The 19,950-nt window shown below is 71.5% G+C and carries 22 protein-coding genes; 3 read left to right on the top strand and 19 right to left on the bottom strand.

Annotated elements, in window-relative coordinates:
• The first annotated feature begins 44 nt into the window (after window positions 1-44).
• Window positions 45-833 (top strand): SGNH/GDSL hydrolase family protein, encoded by a 789-nt coding sequence (locus KOI47_RS06960; protein ID WP_216215023.1) that lies wholly within the window; start codon window positions 45-47, stop codon window positions 831-833.
• A 1-nt stretch (window position 834) separates the two neighbouring features.
• Here KOI47_RS06960 and KOI47_RS06955 read toward each other — a convergent pair whose 3' ends face one another.
• From KOI47_RS06955 to KOI47_RS06910, 10 genes are all read right to left on the bottom strand, one after another.
• Complete coding sequence (locus tag KOI47_RS06955; RefSeq protein ID WP_232376588.1) at window positions 835-1,272, bottom strand: nuclear transport factor 2 family protein; 438 nt, start codon at window positions 1,270-1,272, stop codon at window positions 835-837.
• A gap of 56 nt (window positions 1,273-1,328) precedes the next feature.
• Window positions 1,329-3,233, bottom strand: coding sequence for an ABC transporter ATP-binding protein (locus KOI47_RS06950; RefSeq protein WP_408629922.1), 1,905 nt, complete (start codon window positions 3,231-3,233; stop codon window positions 1,329-1,331).
• A 130-nt stretch (window positions 3,234-3,363) separates the two neighbouring features.
• A complete protein-coding gene (locus KOI47_RS06945; RefSeq protein ID WP_216215018.1) occupies window positions 3,364-3,966 on the bottom strand; it encodes a helix-turn-helix transcriptional regulator in 603 nt (200 codons plus the stop codon).
• A 176-nt stretch (window positions 3,967-4,142) separates the two neighbouring features.
• Window positions 4,143-5,936 (bottom strand): ABC transporter ATP-binding protein, encoded by a 1,794-nt coding sequence (locus KOI47_RS06940; RefSeq protein ID WP_216215016.1) that lies wholly within the window; start codon window positions 5,934-5,936, stop codon window positions 4,143-4,145.
• Window positions 5,933-6,367, bottom strand: a complete 435-nt coding sequence (locus KOI47_RS06935; RefSeq protein WP_216215014.1) for a lasso peptide biosynthesis B2 protein — start codon at window positions 6,365-6,367, stop codon at window positions 5,933-5,935. Before KOI47_RS06935 ends, KOI47_RS06940 begins: the two co-directional genes overlap by 4 nt.
• Window positions 6,364-6,621, bottom strand: coding sequence for a lasso peptide biosynthesis PqqD family chaperone (locus KOI47_RS06930; protein ID WP_216215012.1), 258 nt, complete (start codon window positions 6,619-6,621; stop codon window positions 6,364-6,366). The genes KOI47_RS06935 and KOI47_RS06930 overlap by 4 nt, the downstream gene beginning before the upstream one ends.
• A 15-nt stretch (window positions 6,622-6,636) precedes the next feature.
• Window positions 6,637-8,403: a lasso peptide isopeptide bond-forming cyclase gene (locus KOI47_RS06925; RefSeq protein WP_269756698.1), complete on the bottom strand. Its 1,767-nt coding sequence runs from the start codon at window positions 8,401-8,403 to the stop codon at window positions 6,637-6,639.
• Between the two features lie 99 nt (window positions 8,404-8,502).
• On the bottom strand, window positions 8,503-8,610 hold the full coding sequence (locus KOI47_RS06920; RefSeq protein ID WP_216215007.1) for a keywimysin-related RiPP: 108 nt from the start codon (window positions 8,608-8,610) through the stop codon (window positions 8,503-8,505).
• A gap of 133 nt (window positions 8,611-8,743) precedes the next feature.
• The gene (locus KOI47_RS06915) at window positions 8,744-9,967 is read right to left on the bottom strand and encodes a GNAT family N-acetyltransferase (protein ID WP_216215000.1); all 1,224 of its coding nucleotides are present in this window, start codon (window positions 9,965-9,967) and stop codon (window positions 8,744-8,746) included.
• 43 nt (window positions 9,968-10,010) lie between these two features.
• Complete coding sequence (locus tag KOI47_RS06910) at window positions 10,011-10,199, bottom strand: DUF397 domain-containing protein (RefSeq protein WP_232376587.1); 189 nt, start codon at window positions 10,197-10,199, stop codon at window positions 10,011-10,013.
• Between the two features lie 11 nt (window positions 10,200-10,210).
• On the opposite strand from KOI47_RS06910, the gene KOI47_RS06905 reads away from it, so the two are divergent.
• Window positions 10,211-10,441, top strand: a complete 231-nt coding sequence (locus KOI47_RS06905) for a hypothetical protein (RefSeq protein WP_216214998.1) — start codon at window positions 10,211-10,213, stop codon at window positions 10,439-10,441.
• A gap of 77 nt (window positions 10,442-10,518) precedes the next feature.
• Here the strand turns inward: KOI47_RS06905 and KOI47_RS06900 are convergent, their stop codons facing one another.
• Together KOI47_RS06900 and KOI47_RS06895 are read right to left on the bottom strand one after the other, a co-directional pair.
• A complete protein-coding gene (locus KOI47_RS06900) occupies window positions 10,519-11,223 on the bottom strand; it encodes a S1 family peptidase (RefSeq protein WP_216214997.1) in 705 nt (234 codons plus the stop codon).
• A gap of 80 nt (window positions 11,224-11,303) precedes the next feature.
• On the bottom strand, window positions 11,304-11,933 hold the full coding sequence (locus KOI47_RS06895) for a TetR/AcrR family transcriptional regulator (RefSeq protein ID WP_216214996.1): 630 nt from the start codon (window positions 11,931-11,933) through the stop codon (window positions 11,304-11,306).
• A gap of 120 nt (window positions 11,934-12,053) precedes the next feature.
• Between KOI47_RS06895 and KOI47_RS06890 the strand changes: the two genes are divergently transcribed.
• Window positions 12,054-13,019 carry an alpha/beta hydrolase family protein gene (locus KOI47_RS06890; protein ID WP_216214994.1) on the top strand — a complete coding sequence of 322 codons (966 nt, stop codon included), beginning with the start codon at window positions 12,054-12,056 and terminating at the stop codon, window positions 13,017-13,019.
• 23 nt (window positions 13,020-13,042) lie between these two features.
• Here KOI47_RS06890 and KOI47_RS06885 read toward each other — a convergent pair whose 3' ends face one another.
• From KOI47_RS06885 to KOI47_RS06855, 7 genes are all read right to left on the bottom strand, one after another.
• Window positions 13,043-14,413, bottom strand: a complete 1,371-nt coding sequence (locus KOI47_RS06885; RefSeq protein ID WP_216214991.1) for an aldehyde dehydrogenase (NADP(+)) — start codon at window positions 14,411-14,413, stop codon at window positions 13,043-13,045.
• 23 nt (window positions 14,414-14,436) lie between these two features.
• Window positions 14,437-15,438, bottom strand: coding sequence for a proline racemase family protein (locus KOI47_RS06880; RefSeq protein ID WP_216214989.1), 1,002 nt, complete (start codon window positions 15,436-15,438; stop codon window positions 14,437-14,439).
• A complete protein-coding gene (locus tag KOI47_RS06875) occupies window positions 15,438-16,355 on the bottom strand; it encodes a dihydrodipicolinate synthase family protein (protein WP_216214987.1) in 918 nt (305 codons plus the stop codon). The genes KOI47_RS06880 and KOI47_RS06875 overlap by 1 nt, the downstream gene beginning before the upstream one ends.
• Entirely contained in the window at window positions 16,352-17,752 is a 1,401-nt protein-coding gene (locus KOI47_RS06870) for an FAD-dependent oxidoreductase (RefSeq protein ID WP_216214986.1), read from the bottom strand. The genes KOI47_RS06875 and KOI47_RS06870 overlap by 4 nt, the downstream gene beginning before the upstream one ends.
• Entirely contained in the window at window positions 17,749-18,045 is a 297-nt protein-coding gene (locus KOI47_RS06865) for a (2Fe-2S)-binding protein (protein ID WP_216214983.1), read from the bottom strand. The genes KOI47_RS06870 and KOI47_RS06865 overlap by 4 nt, the downstream gene beginning before the upstream one ends.
• A complete protein-coding gene (locus tag KOI47_RS06860; RefSeq protein ID WP_216214982.1) occupies window positions 18,042-19,211 on the bottom strand; it encodes an NAD(P)/FAD-dependent oxidoreductase in 1,170 nt (389 codons plus the stop codon). The genes KOI47_RS06865 and KOI47_RS06860 overlap by 4 nt, the downstream gene beginning before the upstream one ends.
• Before the next feature lie 78 nt (window positions 19,212-19,289).
• Window positions 19,290-19,889: a helix-turn-helix domain-containing protein gene (locus KOI47_RS06855; RefSeq protein ID WP_232376586.1), complete on the bottom strand. Its 600-nt coding sequence runs from the start codon at window positions 19,887-19,889 to the stop codon at window positions 19,290-19,292.
• Window positions 19,890-19,950 lie beyond the last annotated feature (61 nt).

The following is a 19,950-nucleotide window of genomic DNA, read 5'->3' as shown; positions in this document are numbered from 1 at the left end:
CTACTTGGTGGCCAAGTGATGAACTTGCGGTGAAGGAATCCTGGATGAACTACGAACGGTTCGTCGTGGTCGGCGACAGCTGCGCCGAAGGGCTGGACGACCCCTACCCCGGCGGCTCGCAGTACCGGGGCTGGGCCGACCTGGTCGCGAACGGGCTCGCCGAGCGCAACCGGGCCGTTCGCTACGCCAACCTGGCCGTGCGCGGCCGCAGGCTGGACCAGATCAGCACCGAGCAGTTGCCGGACGCCGAGCGGCTGCGGCCGGACCTGGCCGCCCTGTTCGGCGGCGGCAACGACGTGCTGGCCCCCGGCTGGAACGCGAGCATCGTGGCCACGCGGGTGGACACCGCGGTACGCAGGCTGACCGAGTCCGCGGACACCGTGGTCACCTTCACCCTCAGCGATATCTCCGACCGGATGCCGCTCGGCCGCAGGCTGCGCCCGCGGATCGAGGCACTCAACGAGGCCATCCGCGGCGCCGCCGAGACCTACGGTGCGGTGCTGGTGGACCTGTGGCCGGACCAGGCGGCCCGTGACCTGCGGTACTTCGGCCGGGACCGGCTGCACCTCGGCGAGCACGGGCACCGGCGGGTGGCCGCGCACGTGCTGGACCGCCTCGGTCTGCCCTACGCCCGGCCGTGGCTTGACCCGCTGGCAGGCCCGCCTGCCAGGCCCGGGCCGCGCGCGCAGGCGGACTGGCTGCTGCGCGAGGTGCTGCCCGCGGCCCGGACCCGGCTGCGCAACCGGATCATCGGCCGCTCCCCCGGTGACGGCTTCCTGCCCAAGCGGCCGGAACTGCTGCCGGTCACCACGATGGCCGGCCGGTCCCACTGAGTCAGTTGGCGCCCCAGCCGCCCTGCACCATGGTCTGGAACACCCACCGGCCATCGGCCCGCACCAGCAGGTCCCCGTAGCGGACCTCGGTGACGTGGTCGCCGACCGTGATTCGCGCGTCGGTGACCACGAACACCAGGTCCTTGGTGAGGAACACCGGAGTGCGGGCGGACTCCATGGCGACCTCGCCGCCGGATCCGCTCATCTCCCCCATCCGGGCCAGGAACCGCTCCCGGTCCCAGGACTCGGCCGAGCCGTTGCCGTCCCCGTCGTTGGTCACCACGTTGATCGGGAAATGCGCCATATCGGCCATGACCTCGACATTGCCCTCGGTGGCCGCCGCGTCGTAGGCGGCGAACCAGTCCAGTACGCCCCGGATGTCCTCGTCGGTGGGCACGAAGCCCGCGCTGTCGGCGGGGAGGGTGGGCTGTTCGGTCACGGGCGACTCCTCGGCACTATCGAACTTCGACTGTACCGTACAGCATACGCCGCACGCTACGAGTTCGCCACCGCCGCGGGTTCCCCGGTGCCGGGTTCCTCGGCACCGGGCTGCTCGAACTGGGTGCGGTACAGCTGCTCGTACCGGCCACCGGCGGCGAGCAGTTCCTCGTGCGTACCCCGCTCCACGATGTGCCCGGCCTCGACCACCAGGATCTGGTCGGCCGCCCGCACGGTGGAAAGGCGGTGCGCGATCACCACGGCGGTCCGGCCCTCCAGCGCCTCGGTCAGCGCCTCCTGCACGGCGGCCTCCGAGGTGGAGTCCAGATGCGCGGTCGCCTCGTCCAGGATCACCACCCGCTGCCGGGCCAGCAGCAGGCGCGCGATGGTCAGCCGCTGCCGCTCACCGCCGGAGAGCCGGTAGCCACGCTCGCCGACGATGGTGTCCAGCCCGTCCGGCAGCCCGGCGACCAGGCCGTCCAGCCGTGCCCTGCGCAGTACCTCCCACAGGTCCTCCTCGGACGCCTCGGGCCGGGCCAGCAGCAGGTTCTCCCGCACCGAATCGTGGAACAGGTGCCCGTCCTGAGTCACCATGCCGATGGTGTCCCTGATCGACTGCAGGGAAAGGTCACGAACGTCCACACCGGACAACCGGATGGCACCCTCGTCCACGTCGTACAACCGCGGCACCAGCTGCGCGATGGTCGATTTCCCCGCGCCACTGGAGCCGACCAGCGCCACCATCTGCCCCGGCTCGGCGCGGAAGGAGATGTCGTGCAGCACATCCACCCCGCCCCGGTTGTCCAGGGTGGCGACCTCCTCCAGCGAGGCGAGCGACACCTTGTCCGCCGAGGGGTAGGCGAAGCGCACACCCTCGAACTCCACCGAGATGCCGCCCTGCGGCACCGGCTTGGGCTCCGGCTTCTCGGCCACCAGCGGCTTCAGGTCCAGCACCTCGAACACCCTGGAGAAGCTGACCAGCGCGCTCATCACCTCGACCCGGGCACTGGCCAGCGCGGTCAGCGGGGCGTACAGCCTGGTCAGCAGCATGGCCAGGGCCACGACCGAGCCCGCGTCCAGCTGCCCCACCAGCGCGTAGTACCCGCCGACCCCGTACACCAGCGCCAGCGCCAGCGCCGAGACCAGGGTGAGCGCGGTGATGAAGACGTGCTGCACCATCGCGGTGCGCACCCCGATGTCCCGCACCCTGCGGGCCCTGGTTGCGAACGCGGCCGACTCCCGATCCGGCTTGCCGAACAGCTTCACCAGGGTGGCGCCAGGGGCGGAGAACCGCTCGGTCATCTGGGTGCCCATCGCGGCGTCGTGGTTGGCGGCCTCCCGCTCCAGCCGGGCCAGCCTGGTGCCCATCCGCCGCGCCGGGTACACGAACAGCGGCAGCATCGCCAGCGCGAGCAGGGTCACCTGCCAGGAGATCCCGAGCATCACCACACCGGTGAGCACCAGCATCACCAGGTTGCTCACCACCCCGGACAGGGTGTCGCTGAACGCCCGCTGCGCGCCGATCACGTCGTTGTTCAGCCTGCTGACCAGCGCACCGGTGCGGGTACGGGTGAAGAAGGCGACCGGCATCCGCTGCACGTGGTCGAAGACCGCGGTACGCAGGTCGAGGATCAGCCCCTCGCCGATCCGCGCGGACAGCCAGCGGTTCAGCAACCCGATCCCGGCCTCGGCCAGCGCGATCGCGGCGATCAGCACGGCGATCCCGACCACCACGCTGGTCTGCGCGCCCCCGACGATGGCGTCCACCACCCGGCCCGCGAGCACCGGGGTGGCCACGGCGAGGAAGGCCGTGGCCACGCTGAGCACCAGGAACCAGCCGAGCTTCTTGCGATGCGGCCGGGCGAACCCGCCGATCCGGCGCAGGGTCTCCTTGGAGAACGGTCGCCGGTCCTGCTGTGCGTGCATGGAATGGTAGAGCGACATCCATGCGGTGGTTTCCATGTCCATGGCGCGGTTCCCCTGTCCGGTCGAGCATGTGCGGCCGTGCTGGACGGCACGGCGATGACCCTACGTCGGGCCACCGACAAGAACGGTAGAACCTCTACATAGCTTGAGGTCAATCCGCGATCCGCTAGCGCTGCCGCGATCCGCCGGTGACGGCGCGGGCGAGCTGGAAGCCCAGCGCCATCCGCGAGTTGGTGCCGAACCGCCGCTGCAACGTCGACACCATACTGCGCACGGTGCGGCTGCTCACCCCGATCCGGTCGGCGACCTGCTGGTCGGTAGCGCCCTGCAGCAGGAGGTACACCACCTCGAGCTGGCGCTCGGAAAGGCCGGGGTCGCACCGGAGGTCATCGTTGAGCGGGCGCGCCTCGGACCACAGGAACTCGAACAGTTGCCCGCAGGGCCCGGCGAGCGGGGCGCGCAGCAGGATCGCGCCCGCGTCCCAGCCCCCCTGGTCGAGCGGAAGGACCGCGCACCGGCCGTCGAAGATCAGCATTCGGCGCAGCGAGTGCTCGTGTACCCGCACCCGGCGGGGCCGGGCCGCCGCATTACCCCCCATCAGCCCGCTGCGCGCGAACTGGGTGTCGACCAGCAGGCGCCGCTGCCTTCCGGCGACGGCCAGCAGTTCGAGCAGGGAGGAGTCACCGCACGGCAACCGCGCCCCGTGCCCGGACAGCGCCGCATCCACCGAGGTGGCCCGGCAGGCGAGCCGCCGCAACCGATCCAGCACGTCGGAACGGTCCCGGAGGATATCGACGAATTCCCCGCGAGCCCGAAAATGAGTGGACCCCGATGGAATACCAGGCACGGTCGAATTCGCCCCCTTGAATCCATCTTGCCATCGGCTTCGTGCGTCATTATTTGTATCAGGTCAACCGATGTCCTCAAAGGTCCATCCAGGGGATATCAGTCCGTAACCTCGGTCGCACGAAAGGACCTCGCGTTTTTCGAGGGACGGCGATCTCCGTCAAAACGTACTGCGACCAGATCGCGATACTGTGAATTTCTGTCCAGCAGTTCGTCGTGTTTTCCGGTTGCCACCACCCTTCCGGAGTCCAGCAGCACGACATGCCCCGCCCTGCGCACAGTGGACAACCGGTGCGCGATGACCAGCAATGCGCACTCGGCTCGGACCTGATCGATGGCCGTGGCAAGCGCGGCCTCGTTGATGGCATCGAGGTGTGCGGTCGGTTCGTCGAGCAGCAGCAGGTCGGGCTTGCTCAGCAACGCGCGCGCGATCGCGACCCGCTGGCTCTCGCCACCGGAAAGGCGGCAACCACGCTCACCGACCGGGGTGTCCAGCCCGAGCGGCAGCCGGTCCACCAGTTCCGTTAAATTGACCAGATCGACAACCCAGCGCAGTTCGCAGGGGCTCGCGGTGGGCGCGGTGTAACAAAGGTTGTCCCGCAGCGTACCGTGCAGGACAGGAGAATTCTGGTCGACCAGTGCGATCCGGGAACGCCATTCGGCACGGCTCAGGTCGCTCTCGCTGCTGCCGTTGAGCCGGATCGACCCTGCCGAGGGATCGTAGAATCGCTCGGCCAGCGAGAATATCGTCGACTTGCCAGCGCCGGACTTGCCGACCAGCGCGACATGCGAGCGCGCGGGAACCTCGAACGAAACCCCGTCCAGCACCGGCCGCTCCCGGTAGGCGAACCGGACGTCCCGGAACTCCAGCACCGGAGCACCGTTGCGGCGCGCAACACCGCCGGTGCCGCCGCCTGCTTCCTCGACAGGCAACCCCGAAACCTCGTGCACCCGTTGCAACGCACCCATTCCTTTTTGGACAAGACCGATGCCCTGCAACACCGAAGCGAGCGGCATCACCAGGTAGGTGGCGTACAGCATGAAGGCGACCAGGTTGCCAAGCGAGGTGGCGTCCCGCGCGACCATCGTGCCGCCGATGAGCAGCACGAGCACGAGCGATCCACGCAGGGCCAGCTCCACCGCGGGGCTCATCACCGAGGTGAGCTTCGCGGCACGGACCCCGGCGACGTAGGCCGATTCGGCACTGCGCCCGGTCCGCTCGGCCTCCCGTTCCTCCGCGCGACTGGCCCGTACGGTGCGGATCGCGCCGAGCGCCCGCTCCAGGTCCGCGCTCATCGCGCCGACGCTGCGCTGGGCCCGCTCGCTGGCCGCCCGCAACCTGCCGAGCAGTGCGACCACCACCACGGCCGCCACCGCGACGGTCGCCGCGACGACGAGGAACAGCATGGGGTCGATCCACACCATCAGGGCGATCGTGCCGAGCCCGGTCAGCGCCCCGGTGACCAGCTGCACCGAGGCCGTGGTGACTACCTCGCGCAGCACCGTGGTGTCCACGCTGACCCTGGACAGCAGGTCGCCGAGCCGGTGCTCCTCGTAGACCCGCATCCGCAGCCGTAGCAGCCGGGCGATAAGCCCGCGCCGGACCCCGAGTACCACCGCCTCACCGGTGCGTTCGAGCAGGAAGAGACCGAACGCGTCCACGCAGGCCTGCGCGGCGAACAGCGCCGCGAGCCCGGCGGGGATCGTCCAGTGCAGCGGTTGCGGTCCCACCGAGTCGATGGCGTGCCGCACCAGCAGTGGCTGCAACAGGCCGAGTCCTGAGGCCAGTACCGTCAGTGCGATCGCGGCGGCGAGAACCCTGGAATGGCCGGAGCCCAGCCGCACCAGTTCCGGCACGCTCGCCCGGTCGCGCCGGGTGTCGGGTTCCGTCATGAACGCGCGGGCCCGGCCGGTTCGACGGCGATCAGCCTGCGGAAGTAGCCGGGCGGAACGTTCTCCTCCACCGGCTCGCCACCGGCCTCCACCCAGGCATGCGCACCGAACGGGGGCATGGCCCGTACCCCGACGCACCAGGTCGGCCAGCTTCCCCGCATCCGGCACAGCAGGGTGACCGCGAGCGAGCGGGGCAGGCACCCCTGCGGGCCGAGGCAGGCGAGGCTGACCGCGAGCACCGCGTCCCGCGCGGACTTGGCCTGCCGGTAGCTCGCCGGCCGGGCACCCCGGCGCAGCACCGCGAGCACCCGGCGGAGGCGATGCGGGGGCAGCACGGCGAGCATCCGCGCGAGGGCAACCGCGGCGCGGGCCGCGATCCGGCGACGCAGCGGAATCTCGGCCGGCCTGCTGAGCGCGCTCGGGGTGGTCACGAGGTCACCAGACCCGCCGAGCGGAGGCCGTCCACCAGAGTGCGCACGTCCTCGCGCGCCCTGGCCGCGTCGACCTGGTACTCCTCGGTGAGCGCGGTGACCGCCTGCTCGGTGTCCCTGCCTGCCAGCAAGGTGTTGACCACGAGCACACCGCTCGGGTTGAGCTGCCAGTAGCGGCCGCTGCGCTCGTCGAGCAGCACCGTGCCGTACTCGGTGTCCGTGAGGGACACGTCCTGGCGTAACCGGAAAATCATGTCGCGCTCCTGTCCTCAGACGCCTGCGTCAAGGGGTTCGGCTGCCGCGAGCGTGCGCAACCAGATCTCGCAACCGATGGCCGGATAGAGCACCGCGGTGCGCAGCTCGGGTGTCGCCGGTCGCGCGGCGAGGTCGAGCAGCCGGTCACGGTCCACCAGACCGAGCTCGGCCAGCCGGGACTCGGACCAGAGCTCAGCAAGGTCACCCCGGTTGTCCCGGAGACCGGTCGCCGCGTCCAGCGCCGCCTGCGCCTTGCTGGATCGCGCGAGGCACTCATCCGGCACGACGCCGCGCATGGCGGCGACCAGCGCGGGTTTGTACCGCCAGGGGGTCACCCTGTCCTCAGGGCGTACCGAGAGGCATGCCTCGATCACCCGGTCGTCGAAGTACGGCGACTGGATGGGCAGGCCGGCGCGCGCGCTCATCTGCTCCCACTGGCGGATGATCCGGGTACAGGACCGGATCTGGTCGAGGTCGGCGTGCTCGCCCCTGGTGGGTCCCAGCGGTTCGGCCTCCCGCGCCGCCGCGCCGACCACCTCCGCAGCCGCCCGCCGCGCCTCCACGGTCACCCACTCCGCGCACCGCGGGGGTGCGCTCCAGCCGAGTGCGGTGGTCACCGGGGGCTCCGCCGGCCTACCGAGATCGCCCGCGGCATCGGCGAGCCAGCGATGGTAGGGACGGCGGTCGGCGAGTGCTCGCACCATCCCGCCCAGCGGCCAGTGGAACAGGGCCCGGGAACCGCGGGCCCGGTTGATCGCGAGCAGCGGCCGCCTGCGCAGCAGCGTATGGTAGTGCGCCTCCGAGCACCAGGCCACATGATCACCGCCGATCCCGGTCAGGCGGACGCGGCAGCCCCTTGCCGCGAGTCCTTCCAGGTCACTGAGCAGGCGCGCCCGGTCCAGCATCCCGATCGTCGGCTCGTCCAGCGGGTCGTCGATCTCCAGCAGCTTCTCGTAGACCAGCGGGGACGCCTCCGCCTGCCATACGACGTGCTCGACGTCCGGCAGGTGCGCGGCCGCCCGCTCGGCCCAGGCGAGGTCGTCGTCCGCGGGATCGATACCGGGCCACGTGCTCGCCACCACGGTGGCCGGGCCGCGGGCGGCGAGGAAGCACAGCGAAGTCGAGTCCAGGCCGCCGGAAAGGTCACAGCCGACGACGCCGCCCGCCAGGGTGCGCGCGTCCACCGCTGTCGCGAGCGCCTCCCGGATGGACGGCGCCGCGTCGGCGAGTGCGCGCACCGGCCGGGGCGGCTCCCACCAGCGGGTCACCCTGCTCATCCTGCCGTCCGGGGTCACCGTCACGGCGCTGCCCGGTGGAACCGCCCGCACCCCGCGCCACAACGGTGTCTCCGGCACCGGATGCGGAACGGGGAAAAGCAACCGCGCTGCCAGCTGCCGTTCGTCCACTTCGGACCCGGCGAGTGCCGCCAGCAGGTCGGCCCGGTCGGCGGCGACGGTCACCCCGCCGACCTCGGCGTGGAACACCAGCCGCAGGCCGGAGGCGGTGCCGTAGGCGCGGAACCCGCCGCCCAGTGTGGCCACGAGGTGGAAACTCCCCGGCAGGCCACGAACGACCTCGTCCAGCCGCGCCAGGTCGGTGAGATGTTCCGCCCTGCGGGCCAGCTCGGCGGGGGTGACCGGGCAACAGCCGAGCACCGCGATCCGCGCTTCGCCCGCCCCGGCGACCGTCAGCTCGTCCTCCCGCCACCGGCCGACGAGCCACGGGCGACCGGAGTGGTGGTTCAGCGTCCTGGCACCATGTGCGCGTACCCGCGAAGCCACGGCGAGAGCGGCATCGCGATCCGGTAGAACCGCGAAATACGCTTCGCCGTGGCTCGGGGTGCCACCTGAATCAGGCATGGGCAACGTGGGTGGTCGAAATCAGTTCTTGCTGAGGATCAGCCGGTCGTTGCCTGAGAACTGCAGCAGCCCGGTGACCTCCTGGAAGGAGCCCAGCTCGACCAGCATCGGGGCCTCGTAAGACTTCATCATTTCCACCTTTCGCGCATTCGATCAACATATTCGTGTGCGCACACCATTGAACATAACAAGATCGGCGAATTGCCGATAGCCGAATACGCTTCCGGAACAGGAAACCCGTGTCAGTCCTTTGCGGAGTCCGTCAGTAGAGCGGGAAGGCCCAGCCGCCGGGGTAGAACGGTTCGCGGCCGTGCCGGAAGGCGGTCGAGGCACGGGCCAGCGCGCCCGGCCGGAGTTCGCGGACCTGACCCGCGGCGGCCAGCGAGGCCAGTGTGGTGCCGCCGAGGTAGGCCGCGCCCAGTTCGGTCGAGCCGAGTTCGAGGTCCGCGGCCGCCCTGGTTCGCTCGCAGCCGGCCTCATCGCCCTCGGCCCGCAGCCGGTAGCGGCCGGTGTTCCACGGGCAGAACTCGTCCCGAACCTCCAGCACCACGTCCAGCGGGATCGCGTAGCGGCGCGCGGCCAGTGCCCGGTCCACCTCGACCAGCCGCACCCAGATCCGGTCCACCGGCCAGGACCGCGCCGCCCGCGGATCGGTGAGCAGGTGCGGCAGCGGGTCGTCCAGCGCACCCTCGTACTCGATCCAGCGCACCAGGTCGATCCCGGCGAGGAAGCGCCACAGCGCGGCATACGCGGTGCGGGAGACCGCGGCCAGTTCCTCCACCCGCACCGTGCCCTCCGCGTGCCGGTACAGGGCGTACCCGGTGGCCCGGCCGTCCGGCTCACGGTGCACGGCGAAGCGGAACCGGCTCGCGCCTTCGCGCGCCTCGGGCTCGTCGTACAGCCGGACGTTCCAGTGCACGTCCTGGCGGTCGGGCCAGCCCACCACGGTGGTCCGGACCTCCTCGTAGACCCGCTCGATCAGTGGCCGAGCCTCGGCACGATCCAGCAGCCGGATCGACCCTTCCCCGAAGTCCACGCCAGGGCGGAAGCTCATCGCGGACTTGTCGCAGCGGAACTGGTTGCCCCGGGTGGCAGGGCCGTAGCCATAGCGGCCGTAGATCGGGGCCTCGGCGGGGCGCAGCGCGGCCACCGGCTCGGCGCCCCGCTCGTGCAGGTCGGTGAGCTGCCTGCGCATCATCGCGGTGAGGATGCCGCGGCGCCGGTGCGTGGGGGTCACTCCGACCGTGGCCACCCCGGCGACCGGCAGGACGGCGCCGGGAACGGTCAGCAGGCGACGGTAGAGCGAGGCGCCACCGACGGGTGCCTCCCCTTCGAAGGCGGCCACAGTGCGGTCCAGCTCGGTGGCGGCGCGCTGGTTGGCGATCTCCGCCTCGGTCCGGTCGATGCCGTAGGTGTCGGCGATCATGCGGGCCCAGGCCGTGAACTCGCCGTCGGTGATGGGACGCAGCGGGTAGGGATCGGTCACCCTGCCTGTGTAGCCGGGCGGCGGGCGGGCGCGCGATCGAATTTCAGCCGCGTACCCGGTGCAGGAAGGCGCGGAAGGCTTCCGGGGACAGCCGCAGCGCGCCGCCGTCCGGGTCTTTCGAGTCCCTGGCGGCCACCCGCTGCGGCCCGAAGGCCACCTCGACACACTCGCCGTTGTTCGTGCTGTGACTGCTCTTGATCCACCTGGCTGCGCGCAGATCCGGTGCCGGCACGGCTGACCTCCATGAATATTGATCAGATCACGCTGTCGGTACTCGCCGACGAAGCGCGGGAGTACGCGCCCCGGCTGTTCGCCCTGTACGGGGTGTACCGGGAGGAGTTTTCCCCGACGACGAGGACGGCTCCTCGGCTGGGGCATGGAGTTCGCCGAGCCCGGCACGGCGAGGCCCGCCTGGTCTGGCTCACCGACCCGCACCCACCCACCGCCGACGACTACGACCTCGCCGGCCACTGACCCTGCCGTGAGTGGCCCTCCCGCCCGTCTCCCACCACCCGAAACGGCAGGGAACGGGCCACTCACAGCGGTTGGCCTCAGCCGGTGAGCAGGGTCAGGCGGTAGTGGGACAGCACGGCGTCGAGTGGCTGGAAGTAGCTGGCGCAGGGGAACCAGCGGCTCGCGGCGACGAGGTGACCCTGGGCGTGGACCCGGCCCAGCACATCCCGCGCGAACAGCGGGGCACCGCGATCGCCGTCGCGCACGCAGATGTCGGTGCGGATCATCCCGCGCAGGGTGCGGTCGGGCAGGTTCACGGTCTGGTTCCGGGCGGTGATGGTGCCGCACCGGCTACCACTGACCGGGCTGGAGATGCAGACCTTCCCGCCGACCGGCGCCTCCTTCGCCCCGGCCACGGTCAGCGGCTGCCGGGTTTCCGGCAGGGCGATCCAGGGACCCTGCTCCCATTGCCGGGTGTTGCTCACCTCGACCAGCGCGGCATCCGGACCGACGGTGCCGACGAAGGCGATCTTCCCGATCAACGTGCCGTCCGGCCCGTACACCGGTTGCCCGACCCGGCCGCAGGCGCCGTGCGTAAGCACGTAGCCGGTCTTTCCACTACGCACGTTGAATGCCGACACGCAGGGGCGGCTGACCGGGCCGGTAGGGTCGGCGTTCAGCGCCATCCCGCCCATCAACGGGCGGACCGGAGCCTCGGCCGCCGCGGTGAGCGAACCGGTGAGGCAGGCCGCGACCAGCGCGACAACCACCGTGACAAGGCGAGGCAGAAAACGTTTCCGCATACCATTCTCCTCATTCGCAGGGGCTTTCACGGTAGGCAGCCCCGCGCACCCCGGCCCAGCCGTCAACCGGAGTATTCGCCTTACGCCCCCGCAACCGGTTCGCCGAGATCGGGATCAGGATAAGTGGGTCGTTGTAGCCCGTTGAGGAGCAGTTCGATCAATCGGCGAGGGTCATAGCGGGGATCGTCGTCCCGTCCAATGCAGAGGTTGCCGATGCCGCGCATCAGTTCGTAGGCCTGCGTACCGGGCCTGGCCTCACCGGCGTCGACCGCGGCATCGAGCAGCTGCGCGCAGACGGGCACCAGGCGGTCGAGGAAGTAGGTGTGCAGCGCCTCGAAGCCGCTGCTGTCGGATTGCAGCGCGTTGGCCAGTCCGTGCTTGGTGACAAGGAAGTCAACGAAGAGGTCGACCCACTGGCGGAGAGCCGCGAGCGGAGAGCCGGCACTGGCCAGCAGGGTCGGACCGGCCTCGGCACAGGCTTCGACCTGGTGCCGGTAGACGGCGACGATGAGGTCCGCCCGCGTCGGGAAGTGGCGGTAGATCGTCCCCACCCCGACACCGGCCCTGGCCGCGATCTCTCGGATCGGCGCGTCGACGCCGGAGGTGACGAAGACCGCTGCGGCGGCGGTAAGCAGCGCCTGCTGGTTGCGCCGCGCGTCGGCCCGCTTGCTTCGCGCCTGCGCCTCCCCGGGCTGGCTTTCAGTGGGCACCACGTGCTCCTTCCGGCGACAGTTGACGAAACGGAACAGTGTTCCGTATGTTTGTGGAACATCGTTCCGGTTCGAGCATAGTCGACGCCGGTCGCCAGCCCTTGGGAGGAAACCCACATCATGAGTGAATCGACGTACGCGGCCGACACCACCGGCGCGCCCGCACCCGCCGCGGTCCTTTCGGTCAGCCCGGTGGGGCTGTCGGCTCCCGGCCGGGCCGTGGATCTGCAGCTGCGAGTCTCCGCGCCCGTGACCGGAAGCGAGCTGCCGATCATCCTGCTCTCCCACGGCCAGGGCCCCTCGAACCACCTGTCCTCGCTGAATGGCTACGCCCCACTCGCCAACTTCTGGGCTGCGCACGGCTTCGTCGTGCTCCAGCCCACCCATCTGAGCTCCAGGACGCTGGACCTGGACGCCGACCACCCGGAGGCGCCGCTGTACTACCGATCGCGGGCCGAGGACATGGCGCTCATCCTGGACCGGCTCGGCGAGATCGAAGACGCCGTCCCGCAACTCCGCGGGCGCGTCGACCACGGCAAGGTCGCCGTGGCCGGGCACTCGATGGGCGGGCACACCGCGAGCCTGCTGCTGGGCGCGCGGTTCACCGATCCCCGCGACGGGACGGAGGTGAACCTGGCCGAGCCCCGGATCACGGCGGGTGTGCTGCTTGCCTCGCCAGGCCGTGGCGGCGATGCGCTCACCGAGTTCGTGCTCGAGAACTACGCCTTCCTCTCGACCATCGACTTCGCCACGATGACGACCCCCGCGCTTGTAGTCGCCGGGGAGAAGGACGCCTCTGCCCACCTGACGGTTCGGGGCCCGGAGTGGCACACCGATCCGTACTTCCTCGCCCCGGGCCGCAAGGCACTCGTCACCCTGTTCGGCGCGGAACACGGGCTCGGCGGGATCTCCGGCTACGACGTCGCCGAGACCACCGACGAGAACCCCGAGCGGGTCGCGGCGGTCCAGCGGCTCACCTGGGCCTACCTCCGCTCGGAGCTCTACCCAGGGGACCCCGCGTGGCAGGCGGCGTGCGAAGCACTGACGGCCGGCCCCGCTCCACTCGGAAGCGTCGAATCCAAGTAACCCGGGCAGGCCACTCACAGCGATCAGGAGCGGTGCTGGGGGATGTTCCAGGGGTTGGCCTCGCGCAGGGGCGCTGGCAGCAGGTGGTCCGGCCAGGACTGGTAGGTGACCGGGCGCAGGAAGCGTTCCATGGCAGCGGTTCCCACCGAGGTGGACAGCGGCGCGGTGGTGGCGGGAAACGGGCCACCGTGCTGCATCGCGTGGGTCACCGCGACCCCGGTGGGCCAGCCGTTCCAGATCACCCGCCCGCTGCGCGCGGCCAGTGCCTCCGCCAGCGCCGCGACATCCTCGGTCTCCCTGGCATGCAGGGTGCCGGTGAGCTGGCCCGGCAGCTCCGCCAGCACCGCGGGCAGCTCGGCGAGGTCGGAGTAGGTCACCACCAGGCCGAACGGGCCGAAGCATTCCTCGGCCGCCGCGGCGTCGAAATCGGCGAGGCCCATTTCCAGCAGCCGCGGGGCGAGCGAGTCCGCGTCGGCGGGCCATACCAAGGTGCGGACGTCGGAACGTTCGCCGAACCGGCGGGCGCCATCCAGGTAGCCCGCGGCGATCCGCTCGTTCAACATCGGCGCCGCCGCGACCTCGCGCAGCATCGCCGCGATCCGGTCGATCAGTTCGCTGCCCTCCGGCACGAACAGCACTCCTGGGTTGGTGCAGAACTGCCCCGCGCCCTGGGTCAGCGAACCCACGTAGCCCGCGGCGATATCGGCGATCCGGCGCCGCGCCGCACCCGGGGTGACCACCACCGGGTTGACGCTGCCGAGCTCGCCGTAGAACGGGATCGGTTCCGGCCGCTCCGCCGCGATCCGGGCGAGCGCGAGCCCGCCGCGCACCGAACCGGTGAAGGCCGCGGCCCGGATATCGGGATGGCGCAAGGCATCCACCCCGGCCTGCTCCCCCTCGATCAGGGTGAACACCCCCGGCCTGCCCAGTGCCCGCTCGACCACAGCGGCCGTGCGGCGGGACAGTTCCGGGTGCCCCGGGTGCGCCTTCACCACCACCGGGCAGCCCGCGGCCAGTGCCGAGGCGGTGTCCCCGCCCGCCACGCTGAAGGCGAACGGGAAGTTGCTCGCGGCGAACACCAGCACGGGGCCGAGCGCGGTGCGGTAGCGGCGCAGCTCCGGGCGCGCGCCGGATGGCCAGTCCGGATCGGCCGCGTCGATCCGCACGTCCAGGAACTCTCCGGCGCGCACCTGCTCGGCGAACAGCCTTAGCTGGAAGATCGTGCGGGTCAGCTCGCCGTTCAGCCGCGGGGTGCCGAGGTGGGTCTCGGTGTCGGCCAACGGGACCAGGTCCCCGCGCTCGGCATCCAGGGCGTCGGCTACCGCCTCCAGCGCGGTTGCCCGCTCGGTTGGCGAGGTCGCCGCCCAGGTCCTTGCGGCCGTGTGGTCGATCATATGTCTCCCTCTGCAGGAACGGATCAGAGCACGAAACCGGCAGGGAACGGATCGCGCGGGTCGAGCAGGTAGTTCGCGGTGCCGGTGATCCAGGCTCGGCCGGAGAACTCCGGCACCACCCCTGGCAGGGTGCCGACCGTGGTTTCCCCGAGCAGACGTCCGGTGAACCTGGTGCCGATGAAGGACTCGTTGACGAACTCGGTGTGCAGCGGCAGCTCGCCGCGGGCATGCAGCTGGGCCATCCGGGCGCAGGTTCCGGTGCCGCAGGGGGAACGGTCGAACCAGCCGGGATGGATCACCATGGCGTGCCGGGAATGCCGGGCGGTGGAGCCGGGCGCCACCAGGTGCACGTGCTTGCATCCGGAGATCTGCGCGTCCACCGGATGCGCGGGCGGGTTCCGCTCGTTGATCGCGGCCATGATGCGCAGTCCCGCGGCCATGATCCGGTCCCGCTCCGTCCGGTCAAACGGGATTCCAGCTCGCTCGGAGTCCACAATGGCATAGAAGTTCCCGCCGTAGGCCATGTCGTAGCGGATCTCGCCGAGCCCCGGTACATCCACCACGGCGTCCAGTTCCAGCACGAAGGCGTCCACATTCCGCAGGGTCACCCGCTCGGCGGCCCCGTCCCGGACGGTCACCCTGGCCTCGACCAGCCCAGCCGGGGTGTCCAGCCGCACCGTGGTCTCCGGTTCGGTCACCGGCACCATTCCGGTCTCCACCAGCACGGTGGCCACCCCGATGGTGCCGTGCCCGCACATCGGCAGCAGCCCGCTGACCTCGATGTAGAGCACGCCCCATTCGGCGTCCGGGCGGGTGGGGGGTTGCAGGATCGCCCCGCTCATCGCGGGATGCCCGCGCGGCTCGTCGACCAGGAACCGCCGCAGCTCGTCCAGGTTGTCGCTGAAGTAGCGGCGCCGCTGCGCCATGGTGTCGCCGGGGATCGGCCGCACCCCACCGGTGATCACCCTGGTGGGCATCCCCTCGGTGTGCGAGTCCACGGCGGTGAGCGTGCGGATCGAGCGCATCAGGCCACCTCGTTCTCCAGCGCCGCGATCGCGTGGGCCATATCGGCACGGACCCGCTCGCGGTGTTCCTCGGTCAGCGGGCCCCGCGGCGGGCGGCAGGGGCCGCCGTACCGGCCGACCAGCTCCATCCCAAGCTTGATGGCCTGCACGAACTCGGTGCGGGAGTCCCAGCGGAACGCGGGTACCAGCGGTTCGTACAGCGCTCGAGCCTGCTCCAGCCTGCCGGAGGTGGCCAGTTCGAACAGCCGCACCGACTCCGCGGGGAACACGTTCGGGAACCCGGCGAACCAGCCGGTGGCGCCCATCAGCAGGGACTCCAGCACCACATCGTCGGCGCCGCTGATCACCTCCAGCTCCGGGGCACGTTCCCTGATCTCCAGCACCCGCCGCACGTCCCCGGAGAACTCCTTGACCGCCACCACGTTGTCCAGCTGCGCGATCTCGGCCACCAGGTCCGGATCGAGGTCCACCTTGGTGTCCAGCGGGTTGTTGTAGATCATCACCGGCAGGCCGACCGCGGCCACCGCCGCGTAGTGCGCGAGGATCTCGCCGCGGTTGGCCCGGTACATCGTCGGCGGTAGGCACAGCACCCCGTCCGCCCCGTCCTCGGCGGCAAGTTCGGCCCAGTGCCGGGCCTGGTGCGCACCGACCCCGTGCACCCCGGCCACCACGATGCCCTCCCCGCCGACCGCCTCGATGGCGGTGCGGGCCACCGCCCTGCGCTCGGCGTCGGTGAGCGAGGAGTACTCGCCAAGCGAGCCGTTCGGGCCGACGCCACGGCAGCCGCTGTCGATCAGCCATCGGCAGTGCTCGGCGTAGCGGTCGTGGTCCACGGCCAGCCCGGCCGGCGCACCGGGGTCCTCGGCATAGGGCAGGGCGGTGGCCACCACGACCCCGCCGAGCCGACGCTCCGTCATGAATTCCTCTCCTTCTCCGGTGGACCGGCGAGATCCGCGAGGCGGATAGGCTGGGCGATCGGGCGGTTGTGCGCCATGGACACCTCGCCACCACGGCGGGCGGTGAGCTCGGCAACGGTCGGGTCGCAGATCCGGCCCTGGCACGGGCCGAGCCCGGCCCTGGTGCCGAGCCGGACGGCGCGGGCCGCGTCGCGGGCCGGATCCTCGAGTGCCCGGCACAGGGTCCGGTAGTCGGTGCCCTCGCAGCGGCAGAGCACGGTTTCCGGGCGCAGCCAGTCCGGCCAGCCACTGCCGATCGGGTGTGCGCGGGCCAGCCGGGCGGCGAAGGCGCGTCCCCGGTCCCGCCGCCGCAGCAGCCTGGTGATCGCGGCCGGATCGCCGCCCCCCGCGACCCAGCCGGCCACCGCGCCCTCGGCCGCGGCGGCGGGTGCGCCCGCGATACCGGTAATCTCACCCGCGGCATACACGCAGGGGCTACTGGTCCGCTGCTCGGCGTCCACCAGCACGAACTCCCCTCGGTCCAGGGCACAGCCTGCCGCGACCGGAAGTTCCAGGCGCGGGCTGAACCCGTGCCCGGCACAGACCGCGTCCGCGGGCAGCACCCGTTCGGTGCCGGGAACGGGTGACCAGTCCGGCCGCAGCCTGGCGATGACGACCTCCTCCACCCGGCCCTCGCCGCGAGCCGCCACCACCGCCCGCCCGGTCCGGTAGGGGGTACGGTGCCGCAGCAGGCAGGCGGCGTACCCGGCCAGTTCGGCGGCCTTTCCCGCCTGGGGCAGCAGTTCCCGGCCGCGGGCGGTCCAGCCGCGCAGCAGGGTCGCCGCCGGGTTGGCCTCCAGCACGGTGAGCACCCGGCCGCCCGCCTCCAGCAGGGAGGCGGCCACCGGCAGCAGGAACGGCCCGGTGCCACAGACCACCACCCGGTCCCCGACCAGCACCCGCTCCCCCTTGGCCAGTGCCTGCGCCGCGCCGGCGGTGAACACCCCTGGCAGGTCCCAGCCGGGGAAGGGCAGCACCCTGTCATGCGCCCCGGTGGCCAGCACCAGGGCTTCCGGCTCCAGCACGGCACGCCCACCGGCCGAGTCCGCGGCCCCGCGCAGCACGTGCACCAGCGGCGCCCGGTCCGCCCTGGGTTCCAGCGCCCATACCCTGGTCCGGGCAGTGAAGGTACAGCGCGGATGTTCGCGGACCCGGCGTTGCCGCCGGTCGAAGGCGCGCCAGCCGGTCTGCAGGCGCTCCGGGTGGCGGGCGGCGTAGGCCCGCGGCAGCATCCGGTGGTACTGCCCGCCGGGTTCCTCGGCCTCGTCCAGCACGGTCACCTCGGCACCCGCGCGCAGGGCCTGCTCCGCCGCGGCGAGCCCGGCAGGCCCGGCGCCGATCACCACCACCCCGGTCATGCGCGCTCCTGGGTCAGCACGGTGTCGCCGTCCACGGCGGCCCGGCGGCAGGCCCGCACATCGGGCTCGCCGTTCACCGTCACCAGGCAGTCGAAGCAGGCGCCGATCCCGCAGAACACGCCGCGTGGCCCGGAAGGGCCGCGGCGCCAGGACAGCCTGCCCGCCCCGAGCAGCACCCCGGCGATGCTCTGGCCTTCGATCCCGGAAACCGGCGCACCGTCCACGGTGATCGACAGCGGCCGGTCGGTGCGTCCGGCGCGATCGGCCGCGGCAGGCACCATCCGAGGACTCATGTGTCTCCCTCCACCATGACTCCGGCCCGGCCCACCCGGAACGGCCCGGGGTCGATCGTGGTCGGCTCGCCGAGCAGCAGCTCGCGCAGCAACCTTGCGGTGCCCACGGCGAGGCCGATCCCGGCGCCCTCGTGCCCGGTGACGTGCCAGAGGCGGGGCTGCCGGGGGTCCGCGCCGATGATCGGCAGGTGGTCAGGGACATAAGGACGGAACCCCCCATAAGCCCGCATCACCGTGGCCGCGCCGAGCCCTGGGAACAGGCGCAGCGCGTTCGCCGCGATCGCGGACAGCACGTCCACCCGCAGGCCGGCGTCGAAACCGGCCTGCCTGCGCGAGGATCCGAGCAGGATGGTTCCGGCCTTTGTGGACTCGACCACGGCCGAGGTCCGCAGCTGCGCGCTGGCACTGCCGACCGCGCCCACGTAGCCCGCGTCGTAGACCTTGTGGAAGACGGTGGGTGGCATCGGGGTGGTCACCAGCACCTCGCCTCGCCGCGGCCGCACCTCGACCGGGGCGCCGAGCAGGGCGGACAGCTCCCCCGCCCACGGCCCGGCCGCGTTCACCACGGCATCCGCACCCAGCACACCCTCGGTGGTGCGCACCCCGGTCAGCCGTCCACCCTCGGTATGCCCGCCGAGCACCCGGCAACCGGTGCGCAGGGTGGCTCCCGCCTCCAGCGCCGCGGACAGCAGGCCGGTGGCCGCGGCCACCGGCTGCACCTGCGCGTCCTGCGGGTAGTGGAAGGCCGCGGTCACCCCTGGGGTCAGCTGCGGTTCCGCGGCGGCCAGCTGCCCGGCGTCCAGTTCCTCCGCGACCACCCCGGCCGCCCGCTGCCGCCCGGCGAAGGCGGCCAGCTCCCGCGCGCCCTGCTCGGTGGTGGCCACCACGATCCCGCCCTTGGGGTCCCATTCCACCGTCGACGCCCGTGTTTCGCCGAGCTCCGCAAGCGTGTGCGGCCACAGCTTCCTGGACAGCTTGGCGAGCTCGAGCTCGGGGCCGGGCCCCTTGTCGGAGACCAGGACATTGCCCTCGCCGTGCGCGGTGGTCGCACTCCCCGGCCGATCCCGGTCCAGGACGGTGACCGCCAGTCCGGCCCCGGCCAGCTCGCGGGCACAGGCGGCGCCGATGATCCCGGCACCCAGCACCAGCACCCGCGTTCTGAACATCGAACCCTCCCGTTCGATAAAGCGAACGGTAATCAGGCTAGGCCGCGGCCGAGAGGCATGTCAACGCTCACTCCGGACTCACCCCGGAGCGGAGTGCTCCCCTTCCAGGTCGAGCCGGTTTCCCGGGCGGTACTGCAGCAGCAGGACCGAGCGCACCGGGCCCTCCACCGCGGTGTAGGCATGCGGCAGCACCGCGTCGAAGGCCACGCAGTCGCCAGGGCCCAGCTCGGCCGAGCTGCCGTCCACCTCCACCCGCAGCCTGCCCGCCTGCACGATGGTGTGCTCCACGCCGACGTGCCCCAGTGAGGACTGGGTACCGGTCGGGCGGACCTGCTGGTCGAAGACCTCGAAGATGGCGTCCTCGGTCTCGATCCGGCGCAGCGGCCGCAGGTCGACGGCCTCCCCGCTGAGCACCTCGGCCTCCTCGGCCCGCACCACGGTCATCCCGGTGGGCCCGCGCTGGTCCAGCAGGTCGGTTATCGGCAGCTCCAGCGCCCTGGAAAGGCTGAACACCGTCTCGATCGTCGGGTTGCCAGCCCCGGCCTCGAGCTGGGAAAGGGTGGCCTTGCCGATCATGGAGCGCCGGGACAGTTCGGAGAGGGAGAGGCCGCGCTCGGCCCGCGCCCGCCGCAGGTTCGCCGCCAGCAGGCCCCGCACCGACTCGCCGGTACCGTTCACCTTCCGCCACTCCGTTCGGTAAAGCGTACATCCATGGCCGGATTCGTTCGGTAACCCGATC

Source organism: Amycolatopsis aidingensis (assembly GCF_018885265.1).
GTDB lineage: Bacteria > Actinomycetota > Actinomycetes > Mycobacteriales > Pseudonocardiaceae > Amycolatopsis > Amycolatopsis aidingensis.
This window is presented reverse-complemented; position numbering and strand designations above follow the sequence as displayed.

Bases quoted from the DNA above. Each gene is read 5' to 3' on its own strand.
- KOI47_RS06950 (WP_408629922.1), bottom strand. From the start codon at position 3,233: ATGGAAACCACCGCATGGATGTCGCTCTACCATTCCATGCACGCACAG.
- KOI47_RS06960 (WP_216215023.1), top strand. From the start codon at position 45: ATGAACTACGAACGGTTCGTCGTGGTCGGCGACAGCTGCGCCGAAGGG.
- KOI47_RS06940 (WP_216215016.1), bottom strand. From the start codon at position 5,936: ATGACGGAACCCGACACCCGGCGCGACCGGGCGAGCGTGCCGGAACTG.
- KOI47_RS06930 (WP_216215012.1), bottom strand. From the start codon at position 6,621: ATGATTTTCCGGTTACGCCAGGACGTGTCCCTCACGGACACCGAGTAC.
- KOI47_RS06870 (WP_216214986.1), bottom strand. From the start codon at position 17,752: ATGACCGGGGTGGTGGTGATCGGCGCCGGGCCTGCCGGGCTCGCCGCG.
- KOI47_RS06875 (WP_216214987.1), bottom strand. From the start codon at position 16,355: ATGACGGAGCGTCGGCTCGGCGGGGTCGTGGTGGCCACCGCCCTGCCC.
- KOI47_RS06900 (WP_216214997.1), bottom strand. From the start codon at position 11,223: ATGCGGAAACGTTTTCTGCCTCGCCTTGTCACGGTGGTTGTCGCGCTG.
- KOI47_RS06880 (WP_216214989.1), bottom strand. From the start codon at position 15,438: ATGCGCTCGATCCGCACGCTCACCGCCGTGGACTCGCACACCGAGGGG.
- KOI47_RS06860 (WP_216214982.1), bottom strand. From the start codon at position 19,211: ATGTTCAGAACGCGGGTGCTGGTGCTGGGTGCCGGGATCATCGGCGCC.
- KOI47_RS06890 (WP_216214994.1), top strand. From the start codon at position 12,054: ATGAGTGAATCGACGTACGCGGCCGACACCACCGGCGCGCCCGCACCC.
- KOI47_RS06885 (WP_216214991.1), bottom strand. From the start codon at position 14,413: ATGATCGACCACACGGCCGCAAGGACCTGGGCGGCGACCTCGCCAACC.
- KOI47_RS06865 (WP_216214983.1), bottom strand. From the start codon at position 18,045: ATGAGTCCTCGGATGGTGCCTGCCGCGGCCGATCGCGCCGGACGCACC.
- KOI47_RS06920 (WP_216215007.1), bottom strand. From the start codon at position 8,610: ATGAAGTCTTACGAGGCCCCGATGCTGGTCGAGCTGGGCTCCTTCCAG.
- KOI47_RS06905 (WP_216214998.1), top strand. From the start codon at position 10,211: ATGAATATTGATCAGATCACGCTGTCGGTACTCGCCGACGAAGCGCGG.